This window comes from Burkholderia stabilis (assembly GCF_001742165.1).
Classification (GTDB): domain Bacteria; phylum Pseudomonadota; class Gammaproteobacteria; order Burkholderiales; family Burkholderiaceae; genus Burkholderia; species Burkholderia stabilis.
Genome location: NZ_CP016442.1, coordinates 3275502 through 3289113 on the forward strand (window position 1 = coordinate 3275502; position 13612 = coordinate 3289113).

General features: G+C 69.0%; 11 protein-coding genes. 1 reads left to right on the forward strand and 10 read right to left on the reverse strand.

Annotated features, from left to right (window positions below; genetic code table 11):
- Window positions 1-9 precede the first annotated feature (9 nt).
- Complete coding sequence (gene glyS, locus BBJ41_RS15265; RefSeq protein WP_069747091.1) at window positions 10-2109, reverse strand: glycine--tRNA ligase subunit beta; 2100 nt, start codon at window positions 2107-2109, stop codon at window positions 10-12.
- Between the two features lie 22 nt (window positions 2110-2131).
- Window positions 2132-3136, reverse strand: coding sequence for a glycine--tRNA ligase subunit alpha (gene glyQ, locus BBJ41_RS15270; protein ID WP_080294533.1), 1005 nt, complete (start codon window positions 3134-3136; stop codon window positions 2132-2134).
- 319 nt (window positions 3137-3455) lie between these two features.
- On the opposite strand from glyQ, the gene BBJ41_RS15275 reads away from it, so the two are divergent.
- The gene (locus BBJ41_RS15275) at window positions 3456-5093 is read left to right on the forward strand and encodes a tetratricopeptide repeat protein (protein ID WP_069747092.1); all 1638 of its coding nucleotides are present in this window, start codon (window positions 3456-3458) and stop codon (window positions 5091-5093) included.
- 74 nt (window positions 5094-5167) lie between these two features.
- On the opposite strand, the gene lnt is transcribed toward BBJ41_RS15275, so the two are convergent.
- The 8 genes from lnt to BBJ41_RS15310 form a co-directional block, all read right to left on the reverse strand.
- On the reverse strand, window positions 5168-6859 hold the full coding sequence (gene lnt, locus BBJ41_RS15280; RefSeq protein WP_069747093.1) for an apolipoprotein N-acyltransferase: 1692 nt from the start codon (window positions 6857-6859) through the stop codon (window positions 5168-5170).
- A gap of 52 nt (window positions 6860-6911) precedes the next feature.
- Entirely contained in the window at window positions 6912-7799 is an 888-nt protein-coding gene (locus BBJ41_RS15285) for an HlyC/CorC family transporter (RefSeq protein WP_059504489.1), read from the reverse strand.
- A gap of 318 nt (window positions 7800-8117) precedes the next feature.
- On the reverse strand, window positions 8118-8267 hold the full coding sequence (locus BBJ41_RS41170) for a hypothetical protein (RefSeq protein WP_163012852.1): 150 nt from the start codon (window positions 8265-8267) through the stop codon (window positions 8118-8120).
- Window positions 8268-8337: 70 nt separating this feature from the next.
- Window positions 8338-8970, reverse strand: coding sequence for a gamma-glutamylcyclotransferase (locus BBJ41_RS15290; protein WP_069747094.1), 633 nt, complete (start codon window positions 8968-8970; stop codon window positions 8338-8340).
- Window positions 8971-8982: 12 nt separating this feature from the next.
- Complete coding sequence (gene ybeY / locus BBJ41_RS15295) at window positions 8983-9759, reverse strand: rRNA maturation RNase YbeY (protein ID WP_069747095.1); 777 nt, start codon at window positions 9757-9759, stop codon at window positions 8983-8985.
- A 144-nt stretch (window positions 9760-9903) separates the two neighbouring features.
- Window positions 9904-10947, reverse strand: coding sequence for a PhoH family protein (locus BBJ41_RS15300; protein WP_069747096.1), 1044 nt, complete (start codon window positions 10945-10947; stop codon window positions 9904-9906).
- Between the two features lie 29 nt (window positions 10948-10976).
- Window positions 10977-12350: a tRNA (N6-isopentenyl adenosine(37)-C2)-methylthiotransferase MiaB gene (gene miaB, locus BBJ41_RS15305; RefSeq protein ID WP_069747097.1), complete on the reverse strand. Its 1374-nt coding sequence runs from the start codon at window positions 12348-12350 to the stop codon at window positions 10977-10979.
- Window positions 12351-12605: 255 nt separating this feature from the next.
- Window positions 12606-13538, reverse strand: coding sequence for a LysR family transcriptional regulator (locus tag BBJ41_RS15310; RefSeq protein WP_069747098.1), 933 nt, complete (start codon window positions 13536-13538; stop codon window positions 12606-12608).
- Window positions 13539-13612: the final 74 nt, after the last annotated feature.

Consider the following 13612-nt stretch of genomic DNA (forward strand, 5'->3'; position numbering starts at 1 on the left):
GTGCGGCCCTTATGCGGCGAGCTTCGAGATGTCGGCGACGCAGTTCATCTGCTGGTGCAGCGCGGACAACAGCGCGAGACGGTTCGCTCGCAGTGCCGGATCTTCCGCGTTGACCATCACGTCGTTGAAGAACGTGTCGACCGGCGCGCGCAGCGCGGCGAGCGCCGACAGCGCGCCCGTGTAAGCCCGCGCCTCGAGCTGCGACTGCACGTGCGGCGTCACGGCCGCGAGCTGTTCGTGGAGCGCCTTCTCGGCGGCTTCGACGAGCAGCGCCGGCTGCACCGGGCCGTTCGCACCGCCTTCCGATTTCTTCAGGATGTTCGAGATCCGCTTGTTCGCGGCCGCGAGCGCTTCGGCTTCCGCGAGGCGCGTGAATTCGCGCACCGCGTCGAGGCGCGCGACGAGATCGTCGACGCGCGTCGGGTTCAGGCTCAGCACCGCATCGACTTCGCCGGCCGAATAGCCGCGCTCGCGCAGCAGGCCGCGCAGGCGATCCATGAAGAACGCGAAGATCGCGTCGGTCGATTCGGTCACGCCCGGCACGCCTTCGAAGCGCGCATGGGCCGTGCGCAGCAGCGACACGAGATCGAGCGGCAACTGCTTCTCGAGCAGCACGCGCAGCACGCCGAGCGCGTGGCGGCGCAGCGCGAACGGGTCTTTCTCGCCGGTCGGCGCGAGGCCGATGCCCCAGATGCCGACGATCGTCTCGAGCTTGTCGGCGAGCGCGACGGCGGTCGACACGGGCGTGGTCGGCAGCGTGTCGCCGGAGAAGCGCGGCTGGTAGTGCTCGGTGCACGCGAGCGCGACGTCGTCGGCTTCGCCGTCGTGGCGTGCGTAGTACGTGCCCATCGTGCCCTGCAGTTCAGGGAACTCGCCGACCATGTCGGTCAGCAGGTCGGCCTTCGCGAGGCGCGCGGCGCGCTTCGCGTGCGCGGCGTCGGCGCCGATCGCGGGCGCGATCTCGCCAGCCAGCGCCTCGAGGCGTTCGACGCGGGCCAGCGCCGAGCCGAGCTTGTTGTGATACACGACGTTCGCGAGCAGCGGCACGCGGTCGGCGAGCGGCTTCTTCTTGTCCTGCTCGAAGAAGAACTTCGCGTCGGCGAGGCGCGGGCGCACGACGCGCTCGTTGCCTTCGACGATCTCGTCCGGCGTCTTCGTCTCGATGTTCGACACGATCAGGAAGCGCGAGCGCAGCTTGCCGGCGACGTCGGTCAGCGCGAAATACTTCTGGTTCGTCTGCATCGTGAGGATCAGGCATTCCTGCGGAACCTGCAGGAATTCGTCCTCGAAGCGGCACGGGTAGACGACCGGCCATTCGACCAGCGACGTCACTTCGTCGAGCAGCGATTCGGGCATCACGACGGTATCGCCGTTCGCGTGTTCGTTCAGTTGCGTGCGGATCGTTTCGCGGCGATCGGCGTAGTGCGCGATCACGCGGCCCTTGTCGCGCAGCGTGTCGGCGTAGGCGCGCGCATGCTGGATCGCGACGAGGCCGTCGGACAGGAACCGGTGGCCGAGCGTGGTGTCGCCGGCATCGACACCGAATGCGGTGACGGGCACGATGCGATCGTCGTGCAGCACCGTCAGGCGATGCACGGGGCGCACGAACTTCACGTCGGAGCCGTCCGGGCGCTGGTAGGTCATCACCTTCGGGATCGGCAGCTTCTCGAGCGTTTCGTCGAGCGCGGCCTGCAGGCCGTCGGCGAGCGTCGCGCCGGCCGCCGAATAGTTGATGAAGAACGCTTCGGCCTTGCCGTCCTGCGCGCGCTCGAGATCGGCGATCGACAGGGTCGGGTGGCCGAGCGCCGCGAGCTTTTTCGCGAGCGGGGCCGTCGGCTTGCCTTCGGCGTCGAGCGCGACCGATACGGGCAGGACTTTTTCGCGCACCTGCTTTTCAGGCGCGACGGCGCGCACGTTCTGCACGACGACGGCGAGGCGGCGCGGCGTGGCGTAGCGTTCGAACACGAGTTCGCCTTCGACGAGGTCGCGCGCCGCGAGGCGTTGCGCGAGACCTTCGGCGAATGCGTCGCCGAGGCGCGCGAGGGCCTTCGGCGGCAGCTCTTCGGTCAGCAGTTCGACGAGCAGGGGGGCGGGATGATTGTGCGTCATGTTTGGAATAAATCTCGTCTCGTCAGTCCTGATCGATCTTGCGTTCGACCTTGAGCGGCGGCGCCCATGCCGGTTGCGCGGCGTCCTGGGCGTCGGTGGTGAGGCCCGGCACGCCCGGCGGGTTGCCGAGCATCGGGAAGCCGAGCTTCTCGCGCGAGTCGTAGTAGGCCTGCGCGACGAGACGCGACAGCGCGCGGATGCGGCCGATGTACGCCGCGCGCTCGGTCACCGAGATCGCGCCGCGCGCATCGAGCAGGTTGAACGTGTGGCCGGCCTTCAGCACGAGTTCGTACGCGGGCAGCGCGAGCTGCGCGTCGATCATCTTCTTCGCTTCCGCTTCGTAGCTGTTGAAGAACGTGAACAGCAGGTCGACGTTCGCGTGCTCGAAGTTGTAGGTCGACTGCTCGACCTCGTTCTGGTGGTAGACGTCGCCATACGACAGGCGGCGCAGCTCGGGGCCGTTCGGGCCTTGCTCTTCCCACTCCGTCCACACGAGGTCGTACACGTTCTCGACCTTCTGCAGGTACATCGCGAGGCGTTCGAGGCCGTACGTGATTTCGCCGAGCACGGGCTTGCAGTCGAGGCCGCCGACCTGCTGGAAATACGTGAACTGCGTGACTTCCATCCCGTTCAGCCACACTTCCCAGCCGAGGCCCCACGCGCCGAGCGTCGGGTTTTCCCAGTCGTCCTCGACGAAGCGCACGTCGTTCTGCTTCAGGTCGAAGCCGAGTGCTTCGAGCGAGCCGAGGTACAGATCGAGGATGTTTTCCGGCGCCGGCTTGAGCACGACCTGGTACTGGTAGTAGTGCTGCAGGCGGTTCGGGTTCTCGCCGTAGCGGCCGTCCTTCGGGCGGCGCGACGGCTGCACGTATGCGGCGCGCCACGGCTCGGGGCCGACCGCGCGCAGGAACGTGTGGACGTGCGACGTGCCCGCGCCGACTTCCATGTCGATGGGCTGGAGCAGAGCGCAACCCTGCTTGTCCCAGTAGGACTGCAGCGTCAGGATGATTTGCTGAAACGTAAGCATGAAGAGCCTTCGTGGCGCTGGCGCTCCGTTGCGGGCGGCGCTCCGGGCGGGGCCCGGAGGGTCGGCTCGCGCGGCGGCGCGGCTTGTTAGTGTGCTGAAACGCGTAATTTTACCGGATCGGCGACCGGATGCGGCCGGAACGCGGGCAACTGCGCCGCCGTGCCCGTTCCGGCGCCGTGTGCACGCGTGGCCGGCGTGCGCCAAGCGGCCGTGCGCGGCACGTCGAGACGCGTGCCGCGCCGCTTCGCGTGGGCGTTAAGATGCGCGTATTGCGGCGCGCGCGACGCGTGCCGCGCCACCGCTTGCCGACTCCGATTGCATGGACGACTCGACCGACTTCCTCATTCCACTGCTTCCGCCGCTTCTCGCGCTGCTCGGGCAGGCCGCCGATGCGCAGGTGCGCGGCGAGCGCGCCGCGCACGATCTGTGGCTCGCCGCTGCCGCCCATCTGCATGCGGTCGACGCCGACGCGCTCGCGCAGCTCACGACGGCGCTCGTCGCGCGGCAGCGCACCGCCGATGCGCTCGCGCTCGCCGAATGCGCGGTGCGCGTGCGGCCGGGCGCCTCCGCCCACTTCAATCACGGCTACGCGCTACAGATGGCCGGCCGGCACGCGGACGCCGTCGTGCCGTACCGGGCGGCGCTCGCGATCGACGCCGGCTGGCCGTCGCTGCGCAACAACCTCGCGATCGCGCTGCGGCTGTCGGGCGGCGATCGCGCCGAGGAGATCGCGCTGCTCGACGCAGCCGTGAATGCCGATCCGCACGACACGCAGGCGTGGATCAACCTTGTCGTCGCGCGGCTTGCGACGCACGATCTGGACGGCGCGCTCGCGTGCGCCGCGCGGCTCGCCGCGCTCGCGCCCGACAACGCGCTCGCGATGAACAACGTCGCGATGGCGATGAAGGAGGCGCAGCGCTGGGACGACGCCGAGGCGTACGCGGCGCGTGCGTGCGCGCTGGCGCCCGACGATGCGTCGTTCCGCTTCAACCTCGCGATCATCCAGCTCGTGCGCGGCAACTACGCGGCCGGCTGGCACGGCCACGAGGCGCGCTGGGACGGCGCGGGCGAGCTGCGTGGCCGCCGGCCGGCGCTGCCGGGCCCGCGCTGGCAGGGCGAGCCGCTTGCGGGCAAGACGTTGCTCGTGTGGGGCGAGCAGGGCCTCGGCGACGTGCTGCAGTTCTGCCGCTTCGTCGCGCCGCTCGCCGCGCGCGTGCATCGCGAAGGCGGCCGGCTCGTGTGGAATACGTTCCCGCAGGTAGGCACGCTGATGCAGCGCAGCCTCGGCGCGCATGCGGACGCGTTCAGCGTGGGCGGCGGCGTCGACGCGCTGCCCGCCTTCGATTACGAGGTGCCGCTGATCGGCCTGCCGCTGATGCTCGGGATGGAGAACGACCCGCTCGGCTCGTCGGTGCCTTACCTGCATGCCGATCCGCACGCGCGCGACGCGTGGCGTGCGCGGCTCGCGGGCGGCGGCCGGCTGAATGTCGGGCTCGTGTGGACGGGCAGCGCGGGCCACCAGCGCAATCCGTTCCGGCGCGTCGGGCTCGAGCGCTATGCCGATGCGTTCCGCGGGATCGACGGCGTCGTGTTTCATTCGCTGCAGCCGGGCGCACACGCGGATGTCGCGGCGGCGCGTGCGGCCGGTTTTGCGGTCGAGGACTGTACGGCGGAGCTGGCGAGTTTCGACGATACGGCCGCGTTCATCGGCGCGCTGGATCTGGTGATTACCGTGTGCACGTCGGTCGCGCATCTGTCGGGCGCGCTCGGCGCGCGCACATGGGTGTTGCTCGACGTGAATCCGCACTGGCCGTGGCTGCTCGAACGCACGGACAGCCCGTGGTATCCGACCGCGACGCTGTACCGGCAGCCCGGTTTCGGCGCGTGGGGGCCGGTGATGGAGAACGTGAGCCGCGACCTGCGCAGCCTCGCTGCGCAATCGGTGCAATCGGCGTAGTCGGCCCGGCCGGCCTGGTCGGCCGACCGGTGCGCGGTCAGGGGCCACCGCACGCAGCGGGGCCGCCTGCCGCGTCAGGCCTGCTGGTCGTCGCCGCCCTTTCGGCCGTTGCGCCGGCGCAGCCCGGGGCCGAACGTGAAGCCGAACGCGAGCAGCACGAACGACACCGCGAGCACGATGTTGTTGCCGCTCGTCACGTAAGGCGTGAAGCCGCTCGTGCCTTCGATCCGCACGTCGAGCGAGCCGATCGTGAACGGCTTCAGCTGGCCGAGCACGCGGCCGTGCGCGTCGATCGCGGCCGTCATCCCCGTGTTGGTCGAGCGCAGCATCGGCCGGCCCGTTTCGAGCGAGCGCATTCGCGCGATCTGCAGGTGCTGGTCGAGCGCGATCGTGTCGCCGAACCACGCGAGATTCGTCACGTTGACGAGCACGCCCGGCGGCTGTGGATTGTCGCGGATCGTTGCAGCGATTTCCTCGCCGAACAGATCCTCGTAGCAGATGTCGGCCATCACGGGCTGGTTGTGCACGAGGAACGGCTTCTGCACGGGCGCGCCGCGCGCGAAATCGCCGAGCGGCATCTTCATCAGGTTGACGAACCACCGGAAGCCCCACGGAATGAATTCGCCGAAGGGCACGAGGTGATGCTTGTCGTAGTGATAGATGTCGCGCGAGTTCGGCGTCACGCCGTACAGGCTGTTCGTGTAGTCGACGTAGCGGCCGTCCTCGGTCACCGACGCGCCGACCGCGCCGAACAGCACGGCCGAGCCCGTGGTGTCGCTGAACTTGCGGATCGCGACGGCGAACGGCTCGGGCAGCTCCTGGATCATCACCGCGATCGCGGTTTCGGGCGTGACGATCAGGTCGGCCGGCTTCTCGAGGATCATCTGCTGGTACATCTTGATCGCCGCGTCGATGCCTTCCTGCTCGAACTTGATGTCCTGCTTCACGTTGCCCTGCAGCAGCCGCACGGTGAGCGGCGCATTGGCGGGCACGGTCCACGTGACCTGCGACAGCCCGAGGCCGGCCGCGACCAGCGCGACGGCGATGGCCGCCGGCGCGGCGATGCGCACGCGCGCGTTGCCGCCGGTGCCGCCTTCACGCGCGGGCGACGACCGCGCGGCGGCGAGCGCCTGCACGACGAGCGCGGCGAACAGCGCGAGCACCCATGCGATCCCGTACACGCCGACGACCGGCGCGAAACCCGCGAACGGGCCGTCGACCTGCGGATAGCCGCTCGCGAGCCACGGGAAACCCGTGAGCACGGTGCCGCGCAGCCATTCGCCGAGGGCCCACGCGCTCGCGAACGCGAACGCGCCGTGCCAGGTCGGCGAGAACGGCCGCGGGTCGGGCGCGCGGCGGTGCCACGCATGGCCTGCGCAGAACGACCACAGCCCGGCCGAGAACGCCGGGTACAGCGACAGGTACAGCGAGAACAGCACGAGCGCGCCGCCCGCGAGCGGCGCGGCCATCTCGCCGTACACGTGCATGCTGATGTAGAGCCACCAGATGCCGCTGATGAAGTTGCCGAAGCCGAACGCGCCGCCCGTGAGCGCGGCGCCGCGCCAGCTCGACGTGCGTGTCAGTTGCGCGAAAAACCAGACGAATACGGCGAGTTGCAGCCAGCCGCCGTGCGGCGTCGGTGCGAAGCTGAGCGTATTGGCCGCGCCGGCGAGCAGCGCGGCCGGGTAGTGCCAGCGCGGCAGCGCGCGGCCGGGTGTCGGCGCGAGAAGGCCGCCAGCCGGGCGGGACAGGATCGGATCGTCCATGTGAAGCGGAAGTGGGCGAGCGGTTGTAGAAGGCGCGGCTGGCGCGCGACGGTCAATCCTCGTGCGAGGTTTCGGCGCGACGGCTCGCGAGCGGGTTGCGGCGCACGAGCAGCACGTGGACCTGGCGCGCATCGCCGCGCTGGATCTCGAACACGAGGTTGCCGAGCTGCAGCTTCTCGCCGCGGTGCGGCACGCGTCCGAAATGATGGGTGATCAGCCCGCCGATGGTATCGACTTCGTCATCGGGGAAATCGGTGCCGAACACCTCGTTGAACTGCTCGATCTCGGTGAGCGCGCGCACGCGATAGCGGCCGTCCGGCCCCGAGATGATGTTGCCGGCTTCCTCGTCGAAGTCGTATTCGTCCTCGATGTCGCCGACGATCTGTTCGAGCACGTCCTCGATCGTGATCAGGCCCGCGACGCCGCCGTATTCGTCGACGACGATCGCGAGGTGGTTGCGGTTCACGCGGAAGTCGTGCAGCAGCACGTTCAGGCGCTTCGATTCGGGAATGAACACGGCCGGGCGGAGCATCCCGCGCACGTCGAACTCTTCTTCGGCGTAGAAGCGCAGCAGATCCTTCGCGAGCAGCACGCCGATCACGTTGTCGCGGTTTTCCTCGTACACCGGATAGCGCGAGTGCGCCTTCTCGAGGACGAACGGAATGAAATCCTCGGGCTTGTCGGCGATGTTGATCGCGTCCATCTGTGCGCGTGGCACCATGATGTCGCGGGCGCACAGGTCGGATACCTGGAACACGCCTTCGATCATCGACAGCGAATCGGCGTCGATCAGGTTGCGCTCGTGGGCGTCCTGGAGAATTTCCAGCAACTCGCCGCGGGATTCGGGCTCGGGCGAGATGAAGTCGGTCAGGCGCTCGAGCAACGAGCGCTTTTCTTGCGGTTTGTCGGTTGGCTTACGACTGGGATACGAATCGTTCATGGTGGTGCGCCCGGGTCATGCCGGGGCGCGCTGTCACGGAGTAGGCAAGGATACACCAAGGGCGCGACGCGACCGTGTCACACCGGCCGCCCGGCCAGGGTGGGCAGTTTTCACGGGCCTCGCTCGCGGACGCGCGCGCCGGGCGCGACGTCGTCCTCGTCCCCATCCTATCTCAGAAAAGGGCGGCGGGGCAGCGACGGCAAAAAACGGGCGCGGAAAGGGCAGGGAAGCTCGGAGGGAAGCGCGACGCGGGCAGGCGGCCGGCCGGGGCGGCCGACGGCGGCATTCTGCCGCACGCGCGCGCCGCCGGGGCGTGGTTCAGAACCGCATGCCGGTCGAGCAGCCGCCGGCTGCCGCGCCGTTGGTCGCGGCGCCGCCGCAACCGAATATGCCGCAGCCGGACAGCGCGACGCTCGCGGCGACGATCAGCGCGGCGACCTTGCAGCGCGACCAGGGTGACGGTTTCATCGGTAGGGTCCTCGTTGGAATGAGCGGGCGGCGCGGTATCGCGCGGCGGCAAGCCGGGCGGCGTGCAGCTTCACCGGCATCGCGCGAGCAGCCCTTCCAGCGCGCGATCGGGAATGCCGCTCGTGCGCAGCGCGTCGACCGTGCGGCTCACGTAATCGAGCGTCGTGCCGTAGCGGCCGGCCGCGCAGCCGAACACCTCCTTCACGACGTGGTCGGACAGCTTGCCCGTGTAGGTCGGCACGTCGCGGCGCATCACGAACGCGAGCGCGTTCACGCGCTCGCCGTTCTCGAGCGAGCACGGCAGCCACGCGGGCCGGTACGAACCCATCGGCATCTCGCGCTTCCACAGCGTCTCGAGGTGCGGCTGCGCGGTCGGGCCCGCGAGCCGGAAGGCGATGCCCGAGCACGAGCCGCCGCGATCGAGCGCGAGCACGAGGCCCGGGCGTTCGGGCGTGCCGCGGTTCACGCGCGACCACAGGTAGAGCCCGCGATGGTAGCCGTGCACCTTGCCGCGCACGGCCGCGATGGTCGGCAACCCCGGGTTCCAGATCAGCGAGCCATAACCGAACAGCCAGAGATCCTGCCGGCCGTCCCAGTCGCGCATCGTGTGCGCGAGCGATGCCGCGAGTTCGTCTTCCGTCAGCAGTCGCCCTTCGCCGATCGACGGCGGGTAGGCGGACGGGAGCATCGCGGCGTTGCGCATCGTGCGGCCGGCTTACTGGTACGGGTTCGGGAAACCCAGTTTCGCGAGGATGTCGACTTCGAGCGCTTCCATTTCGGCCGCGTCCTCGTCGCTCGTCTCGTGGTCGTAGCCCTGCGCGTGCAGCGCGCCGTGCACCAGCAGGTGCGCGTAATGGGCCGCGAGCGGCTTGCCCTGGTCGTGCGCTTCCTTCTCGACGACCGGGCAGCACAGCACGAGGTCGCCGATCACGGTGCCGTCGGGCGCCGCGTCGTAGGCGAAGGTCAGCACGTTGGTCGGGTAGTCCTTGTGGCGGTAGCCGGCGTTCAGCGTGCGGCCTTCCTCCTCGCCGACGAAGCGCACAGTGAGCTGCGCGCTGGCGAACAGCGCCGGCTCGATCCATTCGGCGATCAGCTTGCGCTTGGGGCACGCCTTGCGCGCATCGCCCGTGATCTCGTCGCCGTACTGCACGGACAGGTCGAGCTCCGGCTCGCGCAGTTCGTCGTCGATTTCGTCTTCGCGCGGCGCGAGCTCGGCGCCCACGTGCAGCGTCACGCTGTCGTAGTGCTCGGGCTGCAGCGCGAGCTTCGCGCGCATCGTCGGATCGTTGTGCTGCGCGACGATCGCGACGGCCGCGTCGCCCGAGCTGCCCGACAGGTCGAACATCAGGCTGCGGCCGTCCGGGAAGTCGATCCGGAGCCCCTGCGCGTTGACGGTCCGGGCCTTGCCCTTCGCATCGAACAGCGAAAGACGGGGAGATTCGGGCGCGGCGGACTGGGCGCGCCCGGACTTGCGAGAACGGGAGGATTTCATGACGGGTGCGGCGATTGGAACGCGATGAGGATACACCAAACGGCCGATCGCACCCGAATTCGCGCGGGCGAAAAAAAGCCCGGCGCGCCGTCTGGCGGGCCGGGCCGGCACGGGGCTTGGGCAGCGCGCGGGCGCTGCGGCCGGTCAGCCGTCCTGGTGCTGCGCGTGGAACTCGTCGTAGGCCTCGACGATGCGCGCGACGAGCGGATGGCGCACGACGTCCGCGCTCGTGAAGCGCGTGAGCGCGATGCCGCGCACGCCGCTGAGCACCTGCTGCGCCTCGACGAGGCCGCTCTTGTGGCCGCGCGGCAGGTCGACCTGGCTCGTGTCGCCGGTCACGACCGCCTTCGAGCCGAAGCCGATCCGCGTGAGGAACATCTTCATTTGCTCGGGCGTCGTGTTCTGCGCCTCGTCGAGGATGATGAACGCGTGGTTCAGCGTACGGCCGCGCATGTACGCGAGCGGTGCGATCTCGATCATCTGGCGCTCGAACATCTTCGCCGTCTTGTCGAAGCCGAGCAGGTCGTACAGCGCGTCGTACAGCGGGCGCAGGTACGGGTCGACCTTCTGCGCGAGATCGCCCGGCAGGAAGCCGAGCCGTTCGCCGGCCTCGACGGCCGGGCGCGTCAGCACGATCCGCTTGACCTGGTCGCGCTCAAGCGCGTCGACCGCGCACGCGACCGCGAGGTAGGTCTTGCCGGTGCCGGCCGGCCCGATACCGAGCGTGACGTCGTGCGACAGGATCTGCTTCAGGTATTCGCGCTGCGCAGGCGTGCGGCCGCGCAGGTCGGCGCGGCGCGTGTAGAGCTTCGGCCCCTGTTCTTCGGACGTCTCGTCGTCGAGCTGCACGACCGGCTCGTCGAACGGATGGTCGGGGTCGCCGCGGAATCGCACGTCGAGCGTGTTCTCGCGGCCGTTGCCGGCGGTGTGGCGCACTTCGACCAGCGCGAGCTGGATGTCGTCCACCGACAGCGGATCGCGGGCGCGGTTGTAGAAGTTTTCGAGCGCGGCGAGTGCGAGCTTGGCGCCGCGCCCGCGGACCGTGATCCGGTGGCCGCGCCGAGCGAGCGTGACGTCGAGTGCCTGTTCGATCTGCCGCAGGTTTTCGTCGAGCGGGCCGCAGAGATTGGCGAGGCGCGCGTTGTCGTCGCGCGGCGCGATGAATTCCAGGGGTTGGGCGGTCTTCAAAGTGGCGTCGGGCTCCGGTGATGCGTCAGTCAGTGGGTGGCCGCGCTCGCTTCATCGCTGACGAGCACGAGCTCGCCGCGCAGCGAATGCGGGTACGCATGGTTGATCTTCACGTCGATCATCTGGCCGATCAGGCGCGGGTGCGACGCGAGCGGCGCCGGGAAATTCACGACCCGGTTGTTCTCGGTGCGGCCCGCGAGTTCGTTCGGGTCCTTGCGCGACGGGCCCTCGACGAGGATCCGCTCGACCTTCCCGACCATCGACTGGCTGATGCGCGCGACGTTTTCCTCGATGGTCGCCTGCAGATGTTGCAGGCGTTTGAGCTTCACGTCGCGCGGCGTGTCGTCGGCGAGATTCGCGGCCGGCGTGCCGGGGCGCGGGCTGTAGATGAACGAGAAGCTCGTGTCGTAGCTCATGTCGTGCACGAGCGCCATCATCTTGTCGAAATCCTCCTCGGTCTCGCCGGGGAAGCCGACGATCATGTCGGTCGACAGCGACAGGTCCGGGCGGATCGCGCGCAGCTTGCGGATCACCGACTTGTATTCGAGCACCGTGTAGCCGCGCTTCATCGCCATCAGGATGCGGTCGGAGCCGTGCTGGACCGGCAGGTGCAGGTGGCTCACGAGCTTCGGCACCTTCGCGTAGGTGTCGATCAGGCGCTGCGTGAATTCCTTCGGGTGCGACGTCGTGTAGCGGATCCGCTCGATGCCGGGGATGTCGGCGACGTATTCGATCAGCGTCGCGAAATCGGCGATCTCGGCCGAGCCGGCCGTCAGCGCGCCGCGGTACGCGTTCACGTTCTGGCCGAGCAGCGTGACTTCGCGCACGCCCTGGTCGGCGAGGCCGGCCACTTCGGTCAGCACGTCGTCGAGCGGGCGCGATACTTCATCGCCGCGCGTGTACGGCACCACGCAGTAGCTGCAGTACTTCGAGCAGCCTTCCATGATCGACACGAACGCGCTCGGCCCCTCGACGCGCGCGGGCGGCAGGTGGTCGAACTTCTCGATTTCGGGGAACGTGATGTCGACCTGCGCGCGGCCGCTCTCGCGGCGCGCGTCGATCATCTGCGGCAGGCGGTGCAGCGTTTGCGGGCCGAACACGAGATCGACGTACGGTGCGCGCGACACGATCGACGCGCCTTCCTGGCTCGCGACGCAGCCGCCGACGCCGATCAGCAGGCCGGGCTTCGCTTCCTTCAGCTCGCGCACGCGGCCGAGATCGGAGAACACCTTCTCCTGCGCCTTCTCACGCACCGAGCACGTGTTGAACAGGATGATGTCGGCGTCTTCCGGCGTGTCGGTCTTTTCGAGGCCTTCGGCCGCGTTGAGCACGTCCACCATCTTGTCCGAGTCGTACTCGTTCATCTGGCAGCCGAAGGTCTTTACGTAAACTTTCTTGGTCATGGGGATTCGCCGTTCGCAGTGGTTGACCTGGGGGCGTCGTCAAGGGTGAATCGGGACGGTTGCGCATTGCCTGTGCAGCAACGGGCGCATGCGGGGGCCGCGTGGCAGCCGGCGCGCGCAGCGCGCATCGAGCATGAAAAGCCGTCGGGAAAGCCTTCCATTATAGCTTTTCGCGCCACCCCGGGCGGGCGGCGGGTTGCGGTTCCGCTACGCCGATCGCCAGGTTCCGACCCCGATCGGCTGGCACGGCAACCGTCAGCAGCACGCGTTCAGCAGGTCGTCGAGCGCGGCTTCCTCGCGCGCGAAGCGTTCGGCGAGAAAGTCGAGCAGCACGCGCACGCGCGGCGCCATGTAGCGCTTGCCGGGATAGATCGCGTGCAGCGGCGCACCCTGGTGCCGCCAGTCGGGCAGCAGGACCTTGAGCCGCCCGGCGCGGATGTCGTCGGCCACATCCCAGATCGAGTTCAGCACGATGCCGTGGCCGCGCAGCGCCCACTCGCGGGCGAGGCCGCCGTCGTTGGTCTCGAACGCGGTGGCGAGTGGCACCGTGCAGGTCTGCGTGTCGTCGCCGCGCGTGAAGCGCCACGTGTTCATCGGCCCGGACGCGACCGTGATCACGTTGCATGGAAAGCGGGCCAGATCGTGCGGGTCGCGCGGCACGCCGTGGCGTTCGACGAACGACGGTGCCGCGCACGGCACGCGCCGATCCGCGGCGAGCCGGCGGGCGATCAGCGCGCCGTCGGGCGGCGCGGCGAAACGGATCGCGAGGTCGATCTCGTCCTGCCACAGGTTCACCGTCGAGTCGGACGCCGTCAGGGAGAACGTCACGTCCGGGTAGCGTGCGGTGAATTCGTCGAGCCAGTCGAGCAGCCGGCGGCGGCCGAAATCGGACGTCGCCGACAGTCGCACCCGGCCGCCGACGACGTTGCGGCCGGCCTGCAGCAGCGCGTTTGCGTCGTCGAGCGCCTGCAACGCCTGCCGGCAGCCGTTCAGGTACAGGCGGCCCTCGTCGGTGAGTCGCAACTGCCGGGTCGAACGGTCGAACAGCCGGGTGGCGACCGCCGCCTCCAGCTTCGCGAGGCGCGCGCTCGCGGCGGCCGGCGTGAGGTTCAGCTTGCGTCCGGCGGCAGACAGGCTGCCCAGTTCCGCCGCCTCGACGAACAGCCGGATATCGCCCAGTCGATCCATCGATTTTCCAGAAATTTTTGAAAATGATTCAAATGCCACGCCAATTATCAAATATAGGCATCTTCGGGACAATG